Raw genomic sequence first — 23,026 nt, forward strand, 5'->3', positions numbered from 1 at the left:
GGGGCCGTCTAAAAAGTCTACTAGGGGGGCATTCTGGTACAAAATACGAAAAAGTAGTATTTTGAGGCTGTTCCCATCCCCGTAGCCGATGAGCACAAAAAGAGCAGTTTTCAAGCCTGACCTCCAGAACCAAGGCTTGCTATTCCCTCCACATCTTGCCGACATGGTACCGCCTCATCATAAGGCGCGGCTGATCAGCCAGATTATAGATGGGATGAACATTGATTCGATCCTAAGCACCTATTTAGGAGGTGGCAGTAGCGCGTACTCTCCTCGGATGCTGCTTAAGGTGTTGGTTTATGCCTATTCTGATCGGGTGTACTCATCTCGTTCGATTGAGAAGGCTTGCTATGAGAACGTGTGCTACATGTGGCTAAGTGGGATGTCCACTCCCGATCACAATACGATCAATAACTTTCGCAAGCACCGCATGGGTGGCCGGGTAAAGGAAGTGTTTGCCCACGTTTTGTTGACTTTACATGAACAAGGCTATGTCAAGCTGGATGATTACTTTTTAGATGGCACTATACTGGAGTCAGTAGCTGGCCGGTACACCTTCGTTTGGAAGTCAAACGTTGAGCGTTACAAGAAGTCGGTGCTAGACCAGATAGGGATGATCGTTTCTCAGATTGACGCTTTATGTGAAAAAGCGGATAAAGAGGATGAGCAAGCTGCCGATGGGGATGATCAAGGGGACAAACTCAGCGACAGTGCAGCAGTCCAAGAAACGATTGATCGACTCAACAAAGCCTTAGAAAGTCAGTCCCCCAGCACCAAGGAGGAAGCCAAAGAGGTCAAAAAGGCAAAGACAAAACTGAAAAACCTGGAGAGCAAGTCCTTGCCCAAACTCCAGGAATATGAGCGCCAGCAAGAATTACTGGGAGATCGGTCGTCTTACTCTAAAACGGATCATGGTGCTACGTTCATGAGGCCCAAAGACGACCACTTGGGCAACGGGGAGCTAAAACCCGGCTACAATGCTCAAGTGGGAACGGAAAACCACTTTGTTGTAAACTGGACAATGCACCAGACGCCTTCTGATGCGGCCTGCCTCATTCCTCATCTTGAAGACACCGAATCGATCTTAAGCCAAATCGGATTGAACTTGCCCAAGGCCATTACAGCCGATGCGGGGTATGGCAACGAAGAGGCCTATCGCTATTGTGAGGGCAAGGAGATAGAAGCCTACCTCAAATACCCGGGCTATTACAAGGAAGAGCAAGGAGTACTTAAAGCGCCATTTGCGCCAAGCCAGTTATACTATAACGAAGAGCAAAATGTGCTGATATGCCCCATGGGTCAGCATATGACGTATTGTGGAGAGGGAGAGGAGAAAACAGCAAGTGGGTATATCCGTGAAACAAGTAAGTACAAAGCCGTCAATTGCATAGGCTGCCCCTTGCGCGGGATGTGTCATAAACAAGACGGCAACCGAGTGGTAACCATTAGCCACAAAGGTCAAAGCTATCGCCAGCAAGCCCGAGCTCGTCTGAGCACGAAAGAGGGTAGAGCAAAGTGCCTGCGCCGTAACGCAGAAGTCGAGGGCTTCTTTGGCAACTTGAAGGCCAATCTGGGAAGACGTCGGTTTACACTAAAGGGACTTACGGGGGTTAACATTGAGATGGGCCTCCTTTCGATAGCCACAAATCTTCGTCGATTACATAAATTATCGATTGAGCAAGGGCGTAGTCTGCTTACTCCGGTCGTACAAAGGGCCCAAATGACCTAAAACGGCCCAAAAATCCGTCTAGACGGCATTTTTAACTCCCTGAAGGCCCACCCAGCATGTGGGGAGGCCCAAAAAAGGAACACATATTTTTTCTTAAATGTGTCAGAACGCAACCAGCACAGCCACCGTGGCGCACCCCACAGCTTTGGGGCTGACTTTTTAGACGGCCCCGGGAGCGCTGCCGCCCCTGCGCTACCTGTTTGAATTTCTGGATGCCTACGATTTCAGCAGCGAGGGCAAGGCCGCCATCCAGGAAGAAAACAAACGGCTGATCAACGCCAGCGTGCTGGGCCTCATTTTTGAGAAGATCAACGGCTACCGCGACGGCAGTTTTTACACGCCCGGCTTCATCACCGAATACATGTGCCGCGAGACGATCCGCCGCGCCGTGGTGCAGAAATTCCGCGACGACACCGGCCCCTTCGCCGATTTTGCTTCCGATAGCTTCGCGGACCTGAAAAATTACCTCGGCAAAATCTACCACACGGAGGCCCGCCGCGCCGCCAATGCCCTGGTGAACAGCATCACGGTGTGCGACCCCGCCGTGGGCTCGGGCCACTTCCTCGTCTCGGCCCTCAACGAGCTGATCGCCACCAAATCGGAGCTGGGCATTTTGGGCGCGGACGCAGGTGCAGTGGAAATTCGGATAAGAGCAGAGGTCGCCAACGACGAACTCGTGGTGACCGACCTCCTCAACGGCGAAGCCTTTGCCTACACCGTCCGGCCCGCCACCCCGGGAAAGTCGGGGGGCAGCGCCTACGACGAGCGCATCCAGCTGATCCAGGAAACCCTCTTCCAGGAAAAACGCACCCTGATCGAGAACTGCCTTTTCGGCGTTGACCTCAACCCCAACTCCGTCAAAATCTGCCGGCTCCGCCTCTGGATCGAGCTGCTGAAAAATGCCTACTACCGCCGCCCCGACGAGCGGAGCGAGCAAAGCCGTGCGGCAGCTGAATCAAGAATCAAGACTCAAGAATCGCCAATCGCCAATCAAACGCAGCTCGAAACCCTCCCCAACATCGACATCAACATCAAACAGGGCAACTCCCTGATCTCCCGCTTCGCCCTCCACGACGACCTCTCCAAGGCCCTCAGCGCCGCCGATGGGCTGACGCTGGACGACTACCGCCAGGCCGTGCGCGACTACCACCGCGCCACCGGCAAGGACGACAAAGACCGACTGCTGGAGCTGATCGATAAGGTGAAACACAACTTCCAGACCCACATTGCCCGCGCCGACCCCCGCGTGAAAGACCTGGCCAAAGTGCGCGGCAAACTCACCCAACTGGAGGGCCTGCTGGAGGTGGGCGACCTCTTCGGCGCCGTCGACGCCAAAAAAATAGCCGCCGAGCTGCCCGCCCTGCGCAGCAAAGTGACTACCCTGGAAACCGAACTGGCCGGCGTGCGCAACAATGCCATCTACCAAAATGCCTTCGAGTGGCGCTTCGAATTTCCCGCCGTGCTGGGCGCGGAAGGGGAGTTTTTGGGGTTTGATGTGGTGGTGGGGAACCCGCCGTATGTGCCTTTGAAAGACCTTTCAAGCCAAGCGGATTACTTTAGTCATAATTACACTACTTATACAAGGCGTGGCGATGTGTATTGCTTATTCTGCGAAAAAAGCACTAGGCTTTTGTCAATAGGGGGTTCATTTGGACTCATAACATCAAATTCATGGCTTCAAACTAAATATGGAGTGTACCTTAAGTCATTCTTGCTAGAGAATGGCCAAATTGATGGCATAGTGAATTTTGAAGATCTACAGATCTTTGAAGAGGCAACTGTCGAGGTGAATCTTCTCTTCTACTCTCGAAAGAATAGTACGGATTCAAAATTTTACGTAAGCTCGATTGATAAGCAGTCTTTTGAAATTTCTAACTTTGCAGCAATTGCACTCAAAAAAAGATATAAAATTGAAGCTAAGCCAAACGAAGAATGGGCTGTGATAAATGAGCGTAAGCATGATGTAAAAACTAAAATAGAAGCAAACTCTATAAGTCTTGCAGACTCGGGTATCAGAATTAGCTTTGGAGTGAAGACTGGGTATAATGAGGCTTTTATAATTGAAAAGCCACTCTACGAGTCGTTCGTAAATTCGAATCCCTTAGCTGTTGAAATTTTGCCTCAATTAGTTCGTGGAAGAGATGTTAAAAAGTACAGTATAGAATTACCTGATTTATACCTTGTCAAGGTAGGGTACAAACAGCACATGGAGGTCGAAAAAAAGTATCCTGAAATATTTGAGTATTTATTAAGTCATCAAGAACGATTGTCTAAAAGGGGGCAAGTTGTGAATGGACAACATCACTGGGCAGAACTGGATAATAACCCTTCAGAAGCATACTTTGATCTATTTCTCCAGCCAAAACTGATTTGGGGTGAAATATCAGATAAGCCAAAATTTGCATATACTGAAAAAAATGTGTTTGCTGAGGCAACCACTTTCTTTATGGTGGGGGAGCAATTAAAATTGAAAATGGCGATTTTAAATTCAAGACTGTCGGAATTTTACTTTAGTTTAATATCGACAACTACGGGGATGGGGACTAATAGGTGGAAAAAATACAAGATTGAAAGCTTTCCAATGCCAATATCTTTGAACGGATACGAGGAGTCTATCACAAATCTCGTCACCCAAATCCTAACCCAAAAGCAGTTGGACCCGCAGGCGGACACCTCGTTGTTGGAGGCGGAGATCGACGTGTTGGTGTACCGGCTGTATGGGCTGACGTATGCGGAGGTCTTGGTGGTGGATGGGGAATTTGGTATGGGGGAGGGGGAGTATGAAAATGTTGTGGTATGAAAGAGTGGAAGGAACTAACGGAGGAGGAAAAGACGCCCGAGGCGGGGTATCGGGAGGCTTTGCGGCGGATAGAGGAATGGCGGGAGATCAGGTGGAGGGGGCCTGATTTGAGCAAGTTGAAACTACTGGAGATTCCACATGAGGTGGGGAGGCTGGTCGGTTTGAAAGAGCTATATCTTAATGACAACCAAATTTCTGATCTTGGACCGCTGGCTGGGTTGGTGGGTTTGAAAGAACTTTATCTTGGTGATAACCGAATTTCTGATCTTGGGCCACTGGCCAGGCTGGTGGGTTTGAAATTGCTTGATCTTAACGGCAATCAAATTTCTGATATTGGTCCACTGGCTGGACTGACGAGTTTGTACAGGATTATTCTTTACAATAACGAAATTACTGATCTTGGTCCACTGGCTGAGTTGATGGGTTTGCAAAGGCTTGAGCTTGGTGACAACCGAATTTCTGATCCTCGGCCGCTGGCTGAGTTGGTGAATTTGCAATGGCTTGAGCTTGGCGGTAATCGAATTTCTGATTTAGGGGGCCTGGATGGGCTGGTGGCTTTGAAAAGTCTTAGTCTTGAACGCACCCAAATTTCTGATCTTGGCCCTCTGGAAGGGCTGGTGGCTTTGAAAAGTCTTAGTCTTGAACGCAACCAAATTTCTGATCTGGGGCCATTGGCTGGGCTCGTGAGGTTGCAAGAGCTTTACCTTTCCGGCAACCAAATTTCTGATCTTGGCCCCTTGGCTGAGCTGTTGGGGTTGCGAGAGCTTAATCTTTCCTCCAACCAAATTTCTGATCTTGGGCCACTGTCCAGTTTATTAGAAAAAGGGCTGCCGCTAATTTTTAAGGAGCATGGCCCAATGGATGGAATCTATATTTACAACAACCCTCTCACCAACCCATCTTTGGAAATCGCCCAGCAAGGCACCAAAGCCGTCCTAAAATACTGGGCCGAACAAGACCGCCTCGGCACCCAAAAAGCCTACGAAGGCCGCCTGATGCTGCTCGGTAGGGGTAAAGTGGGTAAAACCAGTTTACTCTACAAGCTTAAAGATCCGGACTGCCAACTGCGGCCCGACGAACCCCAAACCCACGGGATCAACATTTGGCGCGACTGGCGATTTTCTGTCCCCCAGACCAACGCCGAGTACCGGGCCAGCGTTTGGGATTTCGGGGGCCAGGACGTACAACACCTGACCCACCAGTATTTTCTTACCCCCGGAACGGTGTACGTAGTGGTGGTCAATAAGCGCGGCTCGAATACCCAGGACGAGTACGCCAACCTGGATTATTGGTTCCGCATCATTACGGCGCTGGGCTGTAATCCAGGCCAGAAGGCTCGGGTGCTGGTGGTTCACAACCGGTTCAGTGGCGACGGGACGGCCACGGGCATCGACCTCGCAGAATTGCAGCAACGCTACGCGGATAGTTTGGCGATTGATTTTCACACCGTCAACCTCAACGAAGACGTGGGTGCGCTGGCCGACCTGCGCCAGAAAATACAAAGCGCCTTGCTGCAGCTTCCGGAGGTAGGCCGCGACATCATCAAAGGCTGGCCCGACGTTCGGGCGGCGTTGGGGGCTTGGCGCCACAAAAGAAGAATCACTTATGACACCTACGCAGATCTCTGCGAGGAGCACGGGATTGAGAGCGAGGAAGGTCAACTGTTGTTGAGCCGCTACCTGGGCCGACTGGGGGAACTCATCCATTACGAAGGCCGCAATTTGTTGTCCAACAATGTGCTGTTGGACATTGACTGGATCACCACCGCCGTATATGGGGTTACCCAGAACCAGGCATTTATTGACAACCAGGGCCGCTTCAGCCGCGCAGAGATCATTGCGGTGTGGAAAGCCAACGGGGTAACGCGCAGCACCGACCATAACCTGATGTTGGAGCTGCTACAAGTGGACGCGTTTGAGTTGTGTTGGATAACGCAGGGCGGCGATTTTTTGACCCCTTCCCTGTTTTCGGCAAAGGCGGCAGCCGCCCGGGAGGTCCGCTCCGATCTGGGCCTGCGTTTTTCCGCTGATTACCTGCCGGAGGGCTTGATCGGGCAATTGATCGTGCGCCTCCACGCACTGGCCGAAGGAGAAGCCTACTGGCGCTCCGGGATCTATCTGAAAGATCCGGAAACCAACTGCCGCGCTTTGGTCCGCCAGCCCGTGGCCAGTAATTATTTAGAGATTACGGTGGAAGGGGCCGCACCCCAGAACTACGCTTTTTTGCGGCGCATTCGCCAAGAGTTGGATACGGTTATTGACCGTTCTTTTTCCCGGATTCAGTTCACGCGTTCCATTCCCTGTCCCTGCTCAACCTGTCGGCAGCCCAACCGAGAACAGCACTACTTTCCCCATACTTTACTGCAGCAACTGCTGCAAGATGGTAAAGCAGAAGCGTATTGTCAGTATGGGGATGCAACACCGATTGCCGTCCTGCTGGAAGGATTTAAACAACTCGAAAAACAATCACCCATGAGTTTTGCCGAACGGGTGCGCCAGCTGGTGTCGGACGACCGAATTGACGAAGCCTTGGAACTGCTGAACGAGCAGTATCCTTCGGACGCTGTGGCGCTGATCTCCCGGGATTACCGCGCTCTGCTCGATAACAAAATCGGGGGCCTGCTCAGCGGTAAGGAAGAACGGCGGGTATCGGCGCAGATAGCCAGTCGCCTATTGGCATATGTCAGTAACCTCCCGCAACAGTCCCGTGAGCGGCAACAGCCTACCACCACTGAAGCCGTCCTGCTCAAGCAGTCCGCCCAGCTGGACCGCATCGAAGCCACTGGCAAGGACACCAACCAAAAGGTAACGGCCCTGGGCCAAATCCTGCTGCACATCGGCCAGGAGGTGGAAAGTACGCGGGGGGACTTGTTCGTCAGTCGGCAGGAAGAGCGGCAGTTTATGCGTAAGCTGGAGGAAACGGTGGAGCAACTCCCCGCCCCCCAGCAGCCCGGCGAAGCCTGGTACGCGCGGCCGGCGAAAGCGAAAATCAAAATAGCGTTGGATTTGCTGGCGTTCGTGCCGGGGATGTCCCTGAAATGGGAAAAAGAGTTGAGTACGGATGGGGCGCGGGTGCCGCGGAGTTGGGGGGAGTTTAAGGGGTGGTTTTTTGGGGGGTAAGGTTCGCAAAATCGCCTACTAGGACTCGGGAGCCTTAAGGTAGGCGGAGCGGACGCTACTGGAGATCGACGGGTTGGTGTACTGGCTTGGGTTATGCGGAGGTGTTGGGGGTGAACCCTATTTTTGAACTACCTAAAGAAGAATTCAACAAGATGTAATATGGCAAAGAACAAAACCTCTCCTACAAAGCAAACTGCGGTTAGGGGGCTTGATGCGGCAGTGAATTATTTGATCGAAAACGACGGCGAAGCACTAGCGAATGAAGTGATTGAGTACGTGGGAGAAACGGTTGATTTCAACGATCATGAACGGAGTCGGTACGAAAAGACCGGTTATATTCGCTGGCAGTCTATCCTAAACTTTTACACGATCGACCTAAGTAAAGCTGGCTACTTGCGTAAAAACAAGGGTATCTGGACGTTAACTTCCGAAGGAGAAGAAGCTTACAAAGCGGGCATGTTAAATATGCTGGATACCGCCATTCAAAAATACCGTGAATGGAAAAAAGAACAAAATGACGCTGCGCCGGAAGAACCCGTCGAAACTGAACTTTCAGAAGATCCCGGACTCACGCCAGCGCAAAGGCTGGAAGAATACGAAAGAGAAGCAATCGCTGGCATCAAGGACTACGTCACTAAAATGACACCGTACGATTTCCAGGATATTTGCGGCACTTTACTCATTGCTATGGGCTATTTCATCCCGCACGTAGCACCAAAGGGCAAAGATGGCGGCATTGACCTGATCGCCTACGGGGATCCGCTGGGCACCAAACCACCGCGCATGAAAATCCAGGTCAAGCACCGTCCGGATGCTGCGGTTAGTGTGGACGTTCTGCGGCAGTTAGTCGGGCTATTAAATAAGGAGGGCGACGTAGGCTTATTCATTACCAGTGGCCGCTTCACCTCGGAGTCAGAGCGCTACGCCCGCGAATCATTCAAACACTTGGAGCTGATTGACTTCCCGAGATTCATCAGTCTCTGGCAAGAGTTTTATCCTAAGATGACGGATCAGCAGAAGGACATGTTGCCTTTGCAGGCTGTCTGGTTTTTGGGTGTGGGGTGAGGTTTTGATCATTTTAAGGCTACTGCCTGGTAGTGGTGCCAGTTTCTGAGTTGATAACTACTGGTAATGTTCTTTAAATTGAAGTATATTTCGGACATTACCTGCCAAATCCAAACAATTCAAAAAGAGAAATGCTAGTGACCCAAATCCTAACCCAAAAGCAGTCCGATCCTGTGGCCGACACTTCGATGTTGGAGGCGGAGATCGACGTGTTGGTGTACCGGCTGTATGGATTGACGAATGCGGAGGTGTTACTAGTGGATGGGGAATTTGGTATGGGGTAGGGGGAGTATGAAAAGGTTGTGCTATGAAAGAGTGGGATGAACTGACGGAGGATGAGCAGACGCCGGAGGCGGGGTATCTAGAGGCTTTGCGGCGGATTGAGGCTTGCCGGGAGAAGGGGGAGTGGGCGCTTGATTTGAGCGGGTTGAAGCTACTAAAGATTCCGCATGAAGTGGCTGAACTGGTGGGTTTGCAATCCCTTTATCTTCACATCAATCAAATTTCTGATCTTGGGCTGCTGGCTGAGCTGGTAGGTTTAGAAAAGCTTATTCTTTTCAGGAACCAAATTACTGATCTTGTTCCGCTGGCTGGGCTGGTGGGTTTGCGAGTGCTTGATCTTTCTCGCAACCAAATTACTGATCTTGATCCGCTGGCTGGGCTGGTGGGTTTGGAATCCCTTTGGCTTCACAACAACCAAATTACTGATCTTGATCCGCTGGCTGGGATGGTGGGTTTGGAAAAACTTGGACTTAATCGCAACCAAATTAAAGATCTTGAGCCGCTGGCGGCCTTATTGAACAAAGGACTGCCCATTTCGTTTGGTCGGTACTCTACAGATGACGGAATATATCTTGATGAAAACTCCCTCATCAACCCACCCCGAGAAATCGCCCAGCAGGGTACCAAAGCGGTCCTAAAGTACTTGGCCGATCAAGAGCGCCTCGGTGTCCAAAAAGCCTACGAAGGCCGTCTGATGATCGTCGGGGAAGGGAAGGTGGGCAAAACTACGCTGCTGCACAAACTCAAAGACCCCACTTTCGTACCGAACCCGGACGAGCCCCAAACCCACGGCATCAATATCTGGCGCGACTGGACATTTCCCGTGCCCGGCAAGGAGGAAGCGTACAGCGCCAGCGTCTGGGATTTCGGCGGGCAAGACATTCAGCACCTGACCCACCAGTATTTTTTTACGCCGGGGACGGTCTTTTTGCTGGTGGTAAATAAGCGCGGCAACAATGTGGAAAGCGAGGCCAGCCAGCTCAATTACTGGTTTCGCATTATCGAACTGATGGGGCGTAACGCGGGGCAGAAGGCGCGGGTGCTGGTGGTACACAACGTATTCAATAGCGATAAAAGCCACCAAGGCTTTAACCTCGGGCCCTACCAGGAGCGCTACGCGGAAACGCTGGAGATCAGTTTTCAAGCGGTGAACCTCGCTACGCAAAGTGGGGCTTTTGACGACCTTCGCCGCGACATCCAAACCGCGCTCATCGAACTCCCCGGCGTAGGGGAAAAAATCATCAAAGGCTGGCCAGACATCCGGCGGGAGCTGGGTGAAATGCGGGAAGAGCGGCGCATTTCCTGGAAAGAATTCGGCAAGCTTTGTGCGCCCAAAGGCATTGTCGAAGAAGAGAGTAAACTGCTGCTCACCCGCTACCTGGCCCGCCTCGGCGAAATCTTGCACTACGAACACGGCGGGCTGCTGTTCGATAACGTTTTGCTCGATATCGACTGGGTCACCACCGCCGTTTACGGCATTACGGAGAGCCAGGATATCATCAATCGCAAGGGGCGTTTTACGCGGGAGGAGATCGTCAGCGTTTGGCAAAAGAACGGCGTTACGGACCCCAGCAACCACGAGCTGATGCTGCAATTGCTGCAAATGGATGCTTTTGAACTCTGTTGGAAAACAGAGGCAGGGGAGTACCTTACGCCGACGCTGTTTTCTGCGCACGAGCCCGCAGCGCCGTCCGTCCGGCCCGACCTGGGCGTGCGTTTTCACTACGATTATTTGCCGAAGGGTTTGCTCGGGCAGTTGATCGTGCGGCTGCACCCCCACCTGGAAGCGGACCATTACTGGCAGGAGGGTGTTTATTTGGTCCGGGAAGGCTGCCGGGCGCGGGTTTCCCGTCCGCTGGCCGATAAAGACGGGGAGCGGATCATTGAGATTATCGTGGAGGGGTCGGCACCGCGGCACTACGCGCTGCTGTCTTTGGTGGTGCAGGAATTGGAGACGATACACCGGCGCTCTTTTCCCCGGATCAGTTTTGAGAAGGAAATCCCTTGCCCCTGCGAACGCTGCCGGGCGGGTATGCTTGGCCAACACTATTTCGGGTGGAATAAACTGCTGGAATTACGAAATGAAGGCGACCCGATTGCCTTTTGCGGCAACAACCGCCAAACTGCCATTGCGCTTTTACTGGAAGGATTTCAACGACTTGAAAAACAATCACCGATGAATTTTGCTGAACGGATACGCCAACTGGTGTCAAGCAACCAAATAAAGGAAGCCCTGGAACTGCTAGATCGGCAGTATCCTTCGGACGCGGCGGCGCTGCTCTCCAGTGATTATCGGAGACTGCAAGACAACCAAATCATGGGCGTGCTCAGTGGCGAGGAAGAGCGACGAGTATCGGCGCAAATTGCCTCCCGCTTGTTGTCCCTGGCCAGCAAACTCGGCGAACAACCCAGTGAACAGCAGCAGCGTAAAACCATTGAAGCCGCCCTCCCCGGCCTCACCGCACAACTGGACCGCATCGAAGCCACCGGCAAGGACACCAACCAAAAGGTAACGGCCCTGGGCCAAATCCTGCTGCACATCGGCCAGGAAGTGGAAAATACGCGGGAGGACTTGTTCGTCAGTCGGCAGGAAGAGCGGCAGTTTATGCGCAAGTTGGAGGAAACGGTGGAGCAACTCCCCGTCCCCCAGCAGCCCGGCGAAGCCTGGTACGAGCGGCCGGCGAAAGCGAAAATCAAAATAGCGTTGGATTTGCTGGCTTTCGTGCCGGGGATGTCCCTGAAATGGGAAAAAGAGTTGAGTAAGGATGGGGCGCGGGTGCCGCGGAGTTGGGGGGAGTTTAAGGGGTGGTTTTTGGGGTGAGGGGTATGAGAGGGGGCCGGGCCTCTGGTCCGGGTATTCCTTCAGCCCATGGAGTTGCTTGGAGTGGGGGCGGGGAGTTGCTTGGAGCTTTTTTTGGATCCGGACCTCTGGTCCGGTTGGTTTGCCGGGCCGGAGGTCCGGATCCGTTTGGGAACTGCTGCGATGGGGAAGGTCTGGACCTCCAACAGCCCACTAAAGCAAAAGCAGATTGAAGACACAGAGCTCCTTCCTCAGTGTGCTAGACAATGGGCTATGTGGGGGAGTAGAAGAGAGGTGTTGAAGGGGCGGGTGAGGCATCGATAAGTCTGTTAGCGAGGCCTGAAAGGGGTTTAAAGGGCTGGAAACGAGTTGTTTACAACTAAAATAGGTGGAGTAAGTCCCTTTCCTTAGCTTTGTTCCAGTAAAGTACAGCAAGATGGCGAAGATTAAAGTCGAGAACTTTGGGCCAATCAACGGGGGGGTTGTTGGAGATGACGAGTTCCTGTATTTTGAAAAGGTCACTATCCTAATCGGCAATCAAGCCACGGGTAAAAGCAGCGTTGCGAAGTTAATTTCTACCATTTCGTGGATTGAAAAGTCTTTGTACAAAAAGGAGCTTTCCGTTAAAGAGGTTACTACCTACAACCGATTTCGTAAGAAGTACTGTGCGTATCAGGGAATAGATACTTACTTTAAAGATAATACCATCATCCTTTATTATGGTGAACATGTGAATTTGTTTTATCGGGATGGAAACGTGATAATTGAAGAGCAACCGTTAAAAGATTTTCGATCTCCCAAGATAATGTACGTGCCAGCAGAAAGGAATTTCTTGAGCGTGGTAGAGGATCCGGGCAGGTTGAAAAATCTGCCTTTGCCGCTTTACACCTTTCTTGAAGAGTTTGAAACCGCAAAACGTAATTTAAAAGGGATTATTCCAATTCCGGTAGCCAAAGTAGAATTTGAATATCAGCGGCAGAATAAAATATCTTATATTAAAGGGGATGATTATAAGGTTAGGCTGAAAAACGCTTCTAGTGGAATTCAATCGCTTTTGCCTTTGTACATGGTGTCTAAAAATTTGGCGGAGAATGTAGACAAAGACGAGAGCAAAGGTGTAAAGAGAGTTAGCCTTGAACAGGAAAAACAGATCAAGGACCAATTAGATAAGTTGCTGAATAGGAAAGACCTCACAGAAGATCTCCGGGAATTACTTTTGGAGCAACTCAATTCGGTATACCGAAACTTAGTATTTATAAATATTGTAGAAGAGCCTGAGCAAAATTTATATCCGAAGTCTCAGATGTCGTTGTTGTTCGAATTGTTTAAATTCAATAACATGACGGAAGGGAATAAACTTTTGCTTACAACACATAGTCCATATATATTAAATTATACTAGCTTAGCTATAAAAGCTAAGAATGTAGTGGATAAAATAAAAGTCGACGATGAGAAACGTGCGGAGGAGTGGTGGAGGGCAGTGCATAACATCGTTCCGGAGGCATCTATTTTAAATAGAGAAGGTGTGTATGTATACGAAATGAATGCTGATGGTAGTATCCTGCGATTGAAAGACTACAATGGTATTCCGTCGGACGAAAATCATTTGAACCAGCTGTTGGCGGAGACAAATGATCTTTTTGATCAATTGCTGGAGCTCGAAGAAGAAATCGATGATTAATTTCAACGTTGCAAAGTGCCAGTCGGAAAGCCAGGCAGAACGGTTCGGCCTGCACGACCCGCAGGACGGCGGGGCTGCGTACATTGACGAAAGTGGCCAGGTGGTTTGGAATTGCGTGGTGCTGAACCCCGCCGCGTTCCCTTGCGTATTTACCGCGATTGATCATTGTATCGAGATTGTGGATCAGGACGGCAACCTTAAGCGGTCTTGCGACGGGATGCTGACTTATAAGGGACACGTGATACTGGTAGAACTTAAGCACCGGGGTTCGGATTGGATCTCGCTTGGCGTCGACCAGTTAAGGCAAACCACCGTTCTGTTGATGGAGGGGCGTAATGCGGCCGACTTCAGAAAGAAATTGGCGGTACTGGCCAACTCCAAGCATCCCCAGTTTAAATTCGGGCACCAGAGTACCATGGAGCAATTCCGGCAGGAGACGGGTTTTCGCTTGTTGATCGTGGGCGAGATAAAATTGAAATGAGGGGGGCTGGCTTTGGTATTTTTTTAGCCCATGGAGTGACACGGAGTTTTTCATGGAGTTGCTTGGAGTTTGTTGGGGGCTGGCGGAAAACTCCAGTCCTTACTCCAACCCGCTGGCCCATCGACACCTACGAGGAGCCGGGGGGATTTAAAATTTACGATTCAACATTCAACATTTAAAATTTGGCATCCGCCGGGAGGTTGGATCAACCCTAGTGAGCTAGTTTTCTGGGAAGGCGGTTGATTTCTTAGCAAGCCTCCCTCCTAAGCGATTTCTCCTCCGAGGCATCTTTTGCCGTCTGAAATGAGGGGAATTTCTCGAAGTGGTAATCTTTGAAGGCGAAAGTTCCTCAGGGGTATAAATCGCTTTGGGGGAGTTTTTTTGGTTCTGGGGTGTTGAGGGTCGGGCTAAAGCCGCGACAATACCTTAGGCGCCCCAAACTCTATGCAACTCCATGCTACACTCCATGCAACTCCATGGGCAAAAGGGATAGCCGGACCGGAGGTCCTGATCCAGTCGAAAACAGCCCCGCCCAATCATCCCAGCAAACGTCAACCCCACCCAGCAAATGTCAAATTGTAAATGTTAAATTGTAAATTGTAAACTCATTCCCCATAAGGCACCAACCCCAAAATCCGCCCCTCCGCATCATACCTGATCTCCGCCATCTTCACCGAGCGCAAGTGCGTAACCCCCTCCGAAAGAATGGAGTCGTGGTAAAACAACCACCATTTGCCCTGCCACTGGGCGATGGAGTGGTGCGTCGTCCAGCCGATGACGGGCTCGAGGATGCGGCCAGCGTAAGTGAAGGGGCCGTAGGGGTTGTCCCCGATGGCGTAGCAGATGTAGTGCGTGTCTCCCGTGGAATAGCTGAAGTAATACTTGCCGTTGTACTTGTGCAGCCAGCTGGCTTCGAAGAAACGGCGGTCGTTGTCGCCTTCGGTGAGTTCCTGGCCTTCCGCATCGAGAATAAGCACGGCCCGGGGCGCTTCGGCGAACGCCAGCATATCGTCCGTCAGGCGGGCGACGCGCGGGCATAGCGCGGCTTCGTCCTTGCCGGGCAACTCGTTGCCATCCGCCCATTCGTTGTTGCGGTATTTCTGGAGCTGCCCGCCCCAGATGCCGCCGAAGTACATATAGGCTTCGCCGTCGTCATCTACAAACACCGCCGGGTCAATGCTGTAACTGCCCTGGATGTAGTTGGGCTGGGGGACGAACGGGCCCGCCGGGTCATCACCCACCGCAACGCCAATGCGGAAGCGTTGCTCCTGGTCGCGCGCCGGAAAGTAGAAGTAGAATTTGCCGTTTTTCTCCGCGCAGTCCGGTGCCCACATTTGCCGGGTGGCCCAGGGGACGTCGGCCACGTGCAGCGCAACGCCGTGATCGGTCGCCTCCAGCGTTTGCTCGTCGACGCTCAGCACGTGGTAATCCTCCATGCCGAAGTGGTCGCCGTTGTCGTTGAAGGGGATGCCGGCGTCAACGTCGTGGCTGGGGTAGATGTAGAGCTTGCCGTTGAAGACGTGCGCCGAGGGGTCAGCGGTGTAGATGTGGGTGACGAGGGGCTGGGAGATGGCTTTTTTAGCGAGTTCCTGGTAATTTGGTGGGTTGGCCATGTACTTATTTTTTGCGCGGGCGCAGGTGCCGGGGGAGGTAACTGAGCCAGGAACTTCCCCGGCCTTTCAACTTTCCCCGGCACCTGCGGCCGCGCCCTGGTGAAAATTTACGCAAGGTTCTCCGCCCGGCTGTTCAGCAGGTCGGTTTCAATTTGGGTTTCCATCCGCTTGTCAATTTCGTAGAAGAACAGCAGGCCGCAACCGATCAGGAAAGGCAGCGAAGCAAAGACGGAAATGAGCAAACGGATGCCCGTGAGGGTCTCCGGTGCCTGTACCGCGAGGTCCTTGGCGTAGCCGTAGTACGAAAGCAGGCCGGCGACCAGCGCGCCGCCGATGCTGAGGCCTACCTTGAGGCCAAAGATCATCGCGGAGAAGATGATGGCCGTGGCCCGACGGTTGTTTTTCCACTCGGAATAATCGGCCACGTCGGCAATCATGGCCCAGAGGATCGGCACCGTAACGCCGTACGCGAGGCCGTGGCCAATCTGCAAAACAAAGACCCCCGCCACCGCCGTGGCCGGCATCAGCAGGTGCGCCAGCAAAAAGAGGGTAGAGAGGAAAAGAAAGCCGCCGAAAACGTTGCGTTTGCCGTACTTGTCCGCCAGCGCCTTTGAAAAGAAAATGCCGATGATCTGGCAAATGATGCTGGTCGCGTTGTACAAACTGAAGGTAGAAGAAGCGGGGTCTTCGGCCGAGAAAAACCGCGTAAAGCCCACGTTTTCCAGGAAAGCGGCCATGGCGGCCTTGTCCATAAACTGCTCGAAGTAGTAGATGTAAGACCCGCCTTTGAGCGCCAGGGCGACGAAAACCAGCGTCGTCAGCGCCAGCATAATCACCCAGGGCCGGTTGCGGAAGAGGTCTTTGAGGTCGGCCGCCACCGAAGATTCCTGCTCGGGTTTGGGGATCACCCGCTCTTTGGTGGTCAGGAAGGTGATCAGCAAGCAGACGACGCCCACCACGGCCAGGACCATCATCACCTTCTCAAAACCCACGGCCTTGTCGCCCGCACCCGCCCAAAGCACGATGGGGTACACCAGCACCTGGATGATGAACTGGGCCACCATCACCGCCACGAAGCGGTAGCTGGAAAGGCTGTTGCGCTCGGCCATACTGCCGGTGAGCACGCCGCTGAGCGCGGAATACGGCAGGTTGTTGGCCGAGTAAATCATCACCAGCAAAAGGTAGGTGACGCCGGCGTACCAGAGTTTGCCCGTCGGACCAAAATCCGGCGTAGCAAAAGTGGCCATCACGATGGCGCCGAAGGGGATGGCAGTCCAGAGAATCCAGGGCCGGAATTTGCCCCAGCGCGTCCGCGTCCGGTCGGCAATGGCCCCCATCACCGGCGTGAAGAGCGCACCGCCCAGGATGCCCGCCCAGAAAATGATCAGCGAGGCCCAGCCGGCGGGAATGCCGTACACATCGGTATAAAAGAAGGCGATGAAAGTAACCAGGGTCTGGAATACCAGGTTGGCGGCGAGGTCGCCCAGGGCATAGCCTACTTTCTCCGTTACGCTCAGTTGGTGGTTTGCAATCGACATGAATACGAAAAGATGAAAAGACGGTGAATAAGGGGTGAAAGTAGGGTAAACACACCTTTATTTTTTCAAGGCCATCACCCGTTCGTAGGCCAGTTTTTTGCCGTTCTGCCGGTCGAAGAGGAGGGGGTAGTTGGTCCGGCCCCGGATCGGCCAGCCGTTCAGCCAGCTGTGCCCGTCGTTGACGCCCCACAACGTGACGCGGGTGATGTCATCCGAATGCTTCAGGAAGAGCCGGAACAAGTCTTCGTAACGCACGGCCAGCGCCGTTTGTACCGAATCAGGCAAGCCCTCCGGGTAGGGATTCATAAACGGACTGCCTTCGAAGTTCTGGCTGACTTCCGCCCCTACGAGGTCCCAGGGATTGGGCAACACCGTAACGTCCAACTCGGTGATCATCACTTTCAGGCCGGCATCGGCAAAAGCCCGGATGGACTGTTCGATGGTGTCGATGGACGGACCGGAAAGGCTGTAGTGGCCCTGCATCCCCACGCCGTCAACGCGGCCGCCGTTCTCCCGGATTTTGTTGATGATGCGGATGGCACCGTTGCGTTTGTCGGCGTTCCACATATTGTAATCGTTGTAGTACAGCTCGGTTTCGGGGCCGGCGGCTTCCTCCGCCATTTTGAAGGCATCGGTCAGGAAATCTTCCCCCAGCACATCAGAGAATACGGATTTGCGCAAAGTGCCGTCTTCGTTCAGGGCCTCGTTCACCACGTCCCAGCCGTCGATGCGGCCCTGGTAGCGGCCGGCAACCGCGTCGATGTGTTCCTTCAGGGCAGCGCGCAGCAGCTCCGGATCCTTGATTTCTTTGACGTATTCCGCCAGCTGGCTGTGCCACACCAGGGTGTGCCCGACGATGAACATATTATGGTCTTCGCCGAATTGCACGTAGGCATCGGGTGCCTCCCAGTTGTACACCCCGCGCTCGGGGTTCACCTCCCCCCACTTCAGGACATTTTCGGGGGTGATGGTGTTGTATTCCCGCGCTACGAGCTGCGCCGCCGCCGTGTCCTGGCCGGTAAACTGGGGCGCGCCCAAGGCAGCACCGACGGTAAAATGCCCGGCAAAAGCACTTTTGAGGGTGGGTTCTTCGGGCGCGGCCGCAGGTGCCGGGGGAGTTGAAGGAGCACAGTAAGTAAGGCCCACGGCAAGGGCACCCAAAGCGAAAAATTGGCGTAGTTGCATAATCATCCAGATAGTGTAAGGGCTAAAGTAAGCACTGCGAACCTTCGTTGTTCATGCGCTGGTAACTGCAATCCATTGCAGGGGCAAAAAAAGACGATTGCGGGCTGTAAACTCCGTGTGACTCTATGTGACTCCATGGGCAAAAGGGGAGGGTCGGGCTAAATCCGCGACAATACCTGGGGCGCCCCAAACTCCAAGCAACTCCATGCCCTACTCCATGTAACTCCATGGGCAAAAGGGACCACGGTCCCCGGTGGTCGGGCTAAAGCCGCGACAATACCTTAGGCGGGCTGTAAACTCCGTGTGACTCCATGCCCTACTCCATGCAACTCCATGGGCAAAAGGGACCACGGTCCCCGGTGGTCGGGCTGAAGCCGCGACAATACCTGGGGCACCCCAAACTCCAAGCAACTCCATGCCCTACTCCATGTAACTCCATGGGCTAAACCTCCCCAGCCGGACCGCAGGTCCGGATCCAACAAAAACTCCAAGCAACTCCATGCCCTACTCCATGTAACTCCATGGGCTAAACCTCCCCAGCCGGACCGCAGGTCCGGAACCACACCCACGCGCCGCGAAAATTCGCTAGACTTTGCCTATTTTGCCCCCCGATGATGGCGAAGACCGCAAACGAACGAATCATTTTTGGCCTCAAGGTGAAACAACTCCGCCAGGAGCAGGGCTTGTCTTTTGCCGATCTCTCCAAGGCCTCCGGCATGTCCCTGTCTTACCTCAACGAGATCGAAAAGGGAAAGAAGTTTCCCAAGACGGACAAGGTCAGCAGCCTCGCCGAAGCCCTCGGCACGAGCGTGGAAGAGCTCACCAACGACGAACTGGGCCGCAACCTCGCCCCCGTCACCCAGCTCCTGCAGTCCAATTTCCTCAACGAACTGCCCCTGGAGCTCTTCGGTATTGAGCTGGGCAAGGTTGCCGAAATCATCGCCCAGGCCCCCACCCGCGTCGGGGCCTTCATCAGCACCCTGCTGGAGCTTTCCCGCTCCTACGCCCTGCGCGAGGAAAATTTTTACTTCGCCGCCCTGCGCTCCTACCTGGAGCTGCACGACAATTATTTCCCCGAACTCGAAGAGGCCGTCGAAGCCTTCGCCCGCCAACACCGCCTGCCCACCCTGCGCCCCATCCCGCCGCGCACTCTGGCCAGCCTGCTCGAAGAACGCTACGGCTACGAGATCGTCCCCAACGGCCTTGACGACCACCCCGATCTGGCCATGCTCCGCGCCTACTTCCAACCGGAAAAAAAACGCCTGCTCCTCAACGGCCAGCTTTCCCCCGTCCAGCGCAGCTTTCAGTTCGGCAAGGAACTCGGCTTCAACCACCTCAAACTCGTCGAACGCGCCAATACCAGCAGCCTCCTCCGCAGCCGGATCTTCGAAGAGGTGCTCAACCACAGCAAAGCCACCTACTTCAGCGTAGCCCTGCACATCCCCCTCCAGCCTTTCGTGGAAAGTGTGCGCGAATTTTTTGCCCTGCCCCGCTGGGATGGCGAAGCTTTTCTGGCCCTCATGCAGCGCTACAACGCGACGCCGGAGATGTTTTACCACCGCCTGACGAACGTGATCCCCCAGTTCTTCGGCCTCCGCGAAATGTTTTTCCTCCGCGTCCTGCACAACCCCACCACCGCCGGCTTCGCCATCGATAAGGAACTTCACCTCCACCGCCGGCACCATCCCCACGAAAACGGACTGTTCGAACACTACTGCCGCCGCTGGGTGAGCATCAGCGTGCTCCAGGAAATGACCCACCGGGGCAGCGAAGGCATCCGCATCGACGTTCAGCGGAGCCAGTACTTCGGCACCGAAGACGAATACCTCTGCCTCACCATGGCCCGCACCGGCTACCCTCAGCCGGAAATGAACGTCTCCGTCACCCTCGGCTTCCTGCTCAACCCCAAGCTCCGCCAAACCATCACCTGGACGGACGACCCCGCCATCCCCATCCGCACCGTCAACACCACCTGCGAACGCTGCCCCATCATGGATTGCGCCGAACGCGCCGCCGAGCCCGTCATCGTCCGCAAACGCGAAAAATACCAGCGCGTCAAGGCCGCCCTGAAACGCCTCTAGGTCGAGCCCCTCCGGGGCGTAGCAAGGCTGCGGCGCGTAGCGTCGCAATACGCGTAAGCGTTTCTATTCACGTAAGTACTCGACGGAGAGGCGCGCGCCCCCATCACGTGTCCAGTCAGGCCCTGACTTTAACGGCAACGCTTGCACCTCGGCCCACTACTACTTGGGCTATCCCCACGCCCTATCCCCTGCGGCAGCTCCTTTATTCCTTTCCCCCTTTATTCCTTTACGCCTTTACCACTCTCCGCAACAAGTTCAATGCCTGGTGTGCCGTGTAGATGATGTTCCGCTTGCGGTCTTTGCCCGCTTGCAGCAGCTGGGTTTGGGTGCCCTCGGGGCCCGCCACGGCGATCCAGATCGTCCCAACGGGTTTTTCCGGGGTGCCTCCGTCCGGCCCGGCGATGCCCGATGCGGCCATGGCGTAGTCGGCACCCAGTTTCTTGCGGGCCCCTTCGGCCATTTCCCGGACGGTGGCCTCGCTCACCGCGCCGTGCTTCTTCAGCGTTGCGGCCTTCACGCCCAGGAGACTTTGTTTCAGGGGGTTGGAGTAAGACACTACGCCCCCCAGGAAGTAGGCGCTGCTGCCCGCGTTGGCGGTGATCATGCTGGAAATCATCCCCCCGGTACAGCTTTCGGCGGTCACGACGGTCTTTCCGGCGGCCAGCAGGCGCTCGCCGACGCACTGGGCCAGGTTCTTCGGCCCGTACCCGTAAATGAGCTCGCCGATGATGGCCTCGATTTGCTCGCGCACGTCGGTCAGCTCCGCTTGCAAGCGCGCCTCGTCGGTGCCGCGGGTGGTGATGCGCAGGCGGACCGTCCCCAGGTCCGGCAAGTAGGCCAATGACATGTGCTCGGGCATGCTGTCTTCCACCGGGGCAATTTGTTCGGCGATGACGCTTTCGCCCGCGCCGGCGGTCAGGATGGTCAGCGAACGTTGCAAAACGTCGTCCTGGTTGTACTCGGCCAGGCGGGGCAGGGCTTCATCCCGCACCAGTTTGCGCATTTCGTAGGGTACGCCGGGCATGGAGATCACCACTTTGCCGTCGCGCTCCAGCCACATGCCGGGGGCGGTGCCGCGCAGGTTGGTCAAGATCGTCGCGCTGGCCGGCAGCTCGCATTGCTCGCGGTGGTGCGGAGCGGCTTCGCGGCCAAATTGCCGGTAAAAAGCCTGGAGGCGGTCCCAGGTTTCGGCGTGGAACACCAGGTCGGTCTCAAAATAATCGGCCAGCACCTTTTTGGTGATGTCGTCTTTCGTCGGCCCCAACCCGCCGGTCATCAGCACTACGTCGGCGGATTCCAGGGCCCGGGCCAGGCCGTTCATGATGCCCTCGCGGCTGTCGGCCACGGAGAGGTGCTCTACCACCTCGTAGCCCGCTTCGTTGAGGGCTGCGGCCATGAAAGTGGCGTTGGTATCGGTCACCTGGCCAATGAGAATCTCGTCGCCGACGGTAAGAATGTATGCTTTCAAAAAGAGGGGATTTTTAAGGTAGGGTGGGGTCAGGGGGGCGCGGCCGCAGGTGCTCCCCCCCGGCCCCCCGAGGGGGGGAGTCAGGATGAGGAGCGGGGCAAGCCAGGACATTCCTTGCTCCGCCTAGCCTTCCCCGGCACCTGCGAGCGCGCAAAAATACACTTTCGCCCCGCCTGCGCCAGGGATAATCTCTACCTTTGCACGATGTACAGAAGCGGTTTCGTCAACATCATCGGCCGGCCCAACGCGGGCAAGTCCACCCTCATGAACGCCCTGGTCGGCGAACGCATGAGCATCATCACGGCCAAACCCCAAACGACGCGCCACCGCATCTTTGGCATCCTGACGGGCGAAGACTTCCAGATCGTCTTCTCCGATACCCCCGGCGCCATCCAGGAACCCCACTACCGGATGCAGGAAATGATGAACCGCTACATCAACACCAGCTTTGAGGATGCCGACGTAATGCTCTACCTCGTAGACGCCCAGGAGGAGTACAACGAAGACGATATGCTGATCGGGAAATTGCGGCACTTCAAGTTCCCCCTCTACCTGGTCTTCAACAAGATCGACGCCGTCAGCACCGAACGCCTCCAGGAAACGGAAGCCCAGCTGCGGCGCTGGATCAAGCCCGAAAAAGTCTTCCAGATCTCCGCCCTCGAAGGCACCGGCGTCCCCGATTTGCTAGCCGCCATCGTCGCCGAACTCCCCGAAGGCCCCCAGTATTACCCCGATGACCAGCTGACGGACCGCAACGAGCGCTTCTTCGTCTCCGAAATCATCCGCGAGCAGATCCTGGAGCAGTACCACCAGGAGATTCCCTACTCCGTAGAAATCGAAATCGAAAGTTTTGAAGAAACGGAAACCAAAGACGGCGCAGAACTGGCCCGCATCAGCGCCATCATTTACGTGTCCCGCAAAACCCAAAAACCGATCATCATCGGCAAAGGTGGTGCCGCCATCAAAGAACTTGGCAGCAAAGCCCGCGAACGCATGGAAGATTTTCTCCAACGCAAGGTCTTCCTGGAACTCCACGTCAAAATCCGCGAAGACTGGCGCGATGATGACTCCGCCCTGAAGCAATTCGGCTACGAGCGGTAGGGGAGCGAATGAGTGAATAAAAGCCGGTGGAAGCAGGACTGGTTGGGTGATATGAGGTAATTTTTCGCTGGTTTCTCTATTGG

The 23,026-nt window shown here is 54.4% G+C and carries 14 protein-coding genes and 3 pseudogenes; 13 read left to right on the forward strand and 4 right to left on the reverse strand.

Annotation, left to right across the window (positions count from 1 at the left end; all coding sequences use genetic code 11):
• Nucleotides 1–88 precede the first annotated feature (88 nt).
• From H9S92_RS09280 to H9S92_RS09315, 11 genes and pseudogenes are all read left to right on the forward strand, one after another.
• A complete protein-coding gene (locus tag H9S92_RS09280) occupies nucleotides 89–1,729 on the forward strand; it encodes an IS1182 family transposase (RefSeq protein ID WP_187464761.1) in 1,641 nt (546 codons plus the stop codon).
• Nucleotides 1,730–1,907: 178 nt separating this feature from the next.
• Nucleotides 1,908–1,991, forward strand: a pseudogene (locus H9S92_RS22905) (type IIG restriction enzyme/methyltransferase); the annotation flags it as partial.
• A 21-nt stretch (nucleotides 1,992–2,012) separates the two neighbouring features.
• Entirely contained in the window at nucleotides 2,013–4,529 is a 2,517-nt protein-coding gene (locus H9S92_RS09285; protein WP_187466434.1) for an Eco57I restriction-modification methylase domain-containing protein, read from the forward strand.
• Nucleotides 4,526–5,326: pseudogene (locus tag H9S92_RS22820) on the forward strand (leucine-rich repeat domain-containing protein); the annotation flags it as partial. The gene H9S92_RS09285 and the pseudogene H9S92_RS22820, both read left to right, overlap by 4 nt.
• Before the next feature lie 60 nt (nucleotides 5,327–5,386).
• Nucleotides 5,387–7,648: a COR domain-containing protein gene (locus H9S92_RS09290; RefSeq protein ID WP_246463768.1), complete on the forward strand. Its 2,262-nt coding sequence runs from the start codon at nucleotides 5,387–5,389 to the stop codon at nucleotides 7,646–7,648.
• Between the two features lie 159 nt (nucleotides 7,649–7,807).
• Nucleotides 7,808–8,713 (forward strand): restriction endonuclease, encoded by a 906-nt coding sequence (locus H9S92_RS09295; protein WP_187466436.1) that lies wholly within the window; start codon nucleotides 7,808–7,810, stop codon nucleotides 8,711–8,713.
• 137 nt (nucleotides 8,714–8,850) lie between these two features.
• Nucleotides 8,851–8,997: a hypothetical protein gene (locus tag H9S92_RS09300; RefSeq protein ID WP_187466437.1), complete on the forward strand. Its 147-nt coding sequence runs from the start codon at nucleotides 8,851–8,853 to the stop codon at nucleotides 8,995–8,997.
• Nucleotides 8,998–9,020: 23 nt separating this feature from the next.
• Nucleotides 9,021–9,446 (forward strand): annotated as a pseudogene (locus H9S92_RS22825) (leucine-rich repeat domain-containing protein); the annotation flags it as partial.
• 192 nt (nucleotides 9,447–9,638) lie between these two features.
• Nucleotides 9,639–11,816, forward strand: a complete 2,178-nt coding sequence (locus H9S92_RS09305) for a COR domain-containing protein (protein WP_246463771.1) — start codon at nucleotides 9,639–9,641, stop codon at nucleotides 11,814–11,816.
• 415 nt (nucleotides 11,817–12,231) lie between these two features.
• On the forward strand, nucleotides 12,232–13,476 hold the full coding sequence (locus tag H9S92_RS09310) for an AAA family ATPase (protein WP_187466439.1): 1,245 nt from the start codon (nucleotides 12,232–12,234) through the stop codon (nucleotides 13,474–13,476).
• A complete protein-coding gene (locus H9S92_RS09315; protein ID WP_187466440.1) occupies nucleotides 13,469–13,957 on the forward strand; it encodes a hypothetical protein in 489 nt (162 codons plus the stop codon). Before H9S92_RS09310 ends, H9S92_RS09315 begins: the two co-directional genes overlap by 8 nt.
• A gap of 605 nt (nucleotides 13,958–14,562) precedes the next feature.
• Here H9S92_RS09315 and H9S92_RS09320 read toward each other — a convergent pair.
• The 3 genes from H9S92_RS09320 to H9S92_RS09330 all read right to left on the reverse strand — a co-directional run bounded on the left by H9S92_RS09320 (nucleotide 14,563) and on the right by H9S92_RS09330 (nucleotide 18,293).
• Nucleotides 14,563–15,570, reverse strand: coding sequence for a glycoside hydrolase family 43 protein (locus H9S92_RS09320; protein WP_187466441.1), 1,008 nt, complete (start codon nucleotides 15,568–15,570; stop codon nucleotides 14,563–14,565).
• A gap of 107 nt (nucleotides 15,571–15,677) precedes the next feature.
• A complete protein-coding gene (locus H9S92_RS09325; RefSeq protein ID WP_187466442.1) occupies nucleotides 15,678–17,108 on the reverse strand; it encodes an MFS transporter in 1,431 nt (476 codons plus the stop codon).
• Nucleotides 17,109–17,165: 57 nt separating this feature from the next.
• Nucleotides 17,166–18,293, reverse strand: coding sequence for an endo-1,4-beta-xylanase (locus H9S92_RS09330; RefSeq protein WP_222936041.1), 1,128 nt, complete (start codon nucleotides 18,291–18,293; stop codon nucleotides 17,166–17,168).
• A 611-nt stretch (nucleotides 18,294–18,904) separates the two neighbouring features.
• Between H9S92_RS09330 and H9S92_RS09335 the strand changes: the two genes are divergently transcribed.
• Nucleotides 18,905–20,374, forward strand: a complete 1,470-nt coding sequence (locus H9S92_RS09335; protein ID WP_187466444.1) for a helix-turn-helix domain-containing protein — start codon at nucleotides 18,905–18,907, stop codon at nucleotides 20,372–20,374.
• 226 nt (nucleotides 20,375–20,600) lie between these two features.
• On the opposite strand, the gene H9S92_RS09340 is transcribed toward H9S92_RS09335, so the two are convergent.
• Nucleotides 20,601–21,842 carry a competence/damage-inducible protein A gene (locus H9S92_RS09340; RefSeq protein ID WP_222936042.1) on the reverse strand — a complete coding sequence of 414 codons (1,242 nt, stop codon included), beginning with the start codon at nucleotides 21,840–21,842 and terminating at the stop codon, nucleotides 20,601–20,603.
• Nucleotides 21,843–22,046: 204 nt separating this feature from the next.
• Here H9S92_RS09340 and era point away from each other — a divergent pair, with 204 nt between their 5' ends.
• Nucleotides 22,047–22,943: a GTPase Era gene (era, locus tag H9S92_RS09345; protein ID WP_187466446.1), complete on the forward strand. Its 897-nt coding sequence runs from the start codon at nucleotides 22,047–22,049 to the stop codon at nucleotides 22,941–22,943.
• Nucleotides 22,944–23,026: the final 83 nt, after the last annotated feature.

The sequence above is a fragment of the Neolewinella lacunae genome, assembly GCF_014349155.1.
Classification (GTDB): domain Bacteria; phylum Bacteroidota; class Bacteroidia; order Chitinophagales; family Saprospiraceae; genus Neolewinella; species Neolewinella lacunae.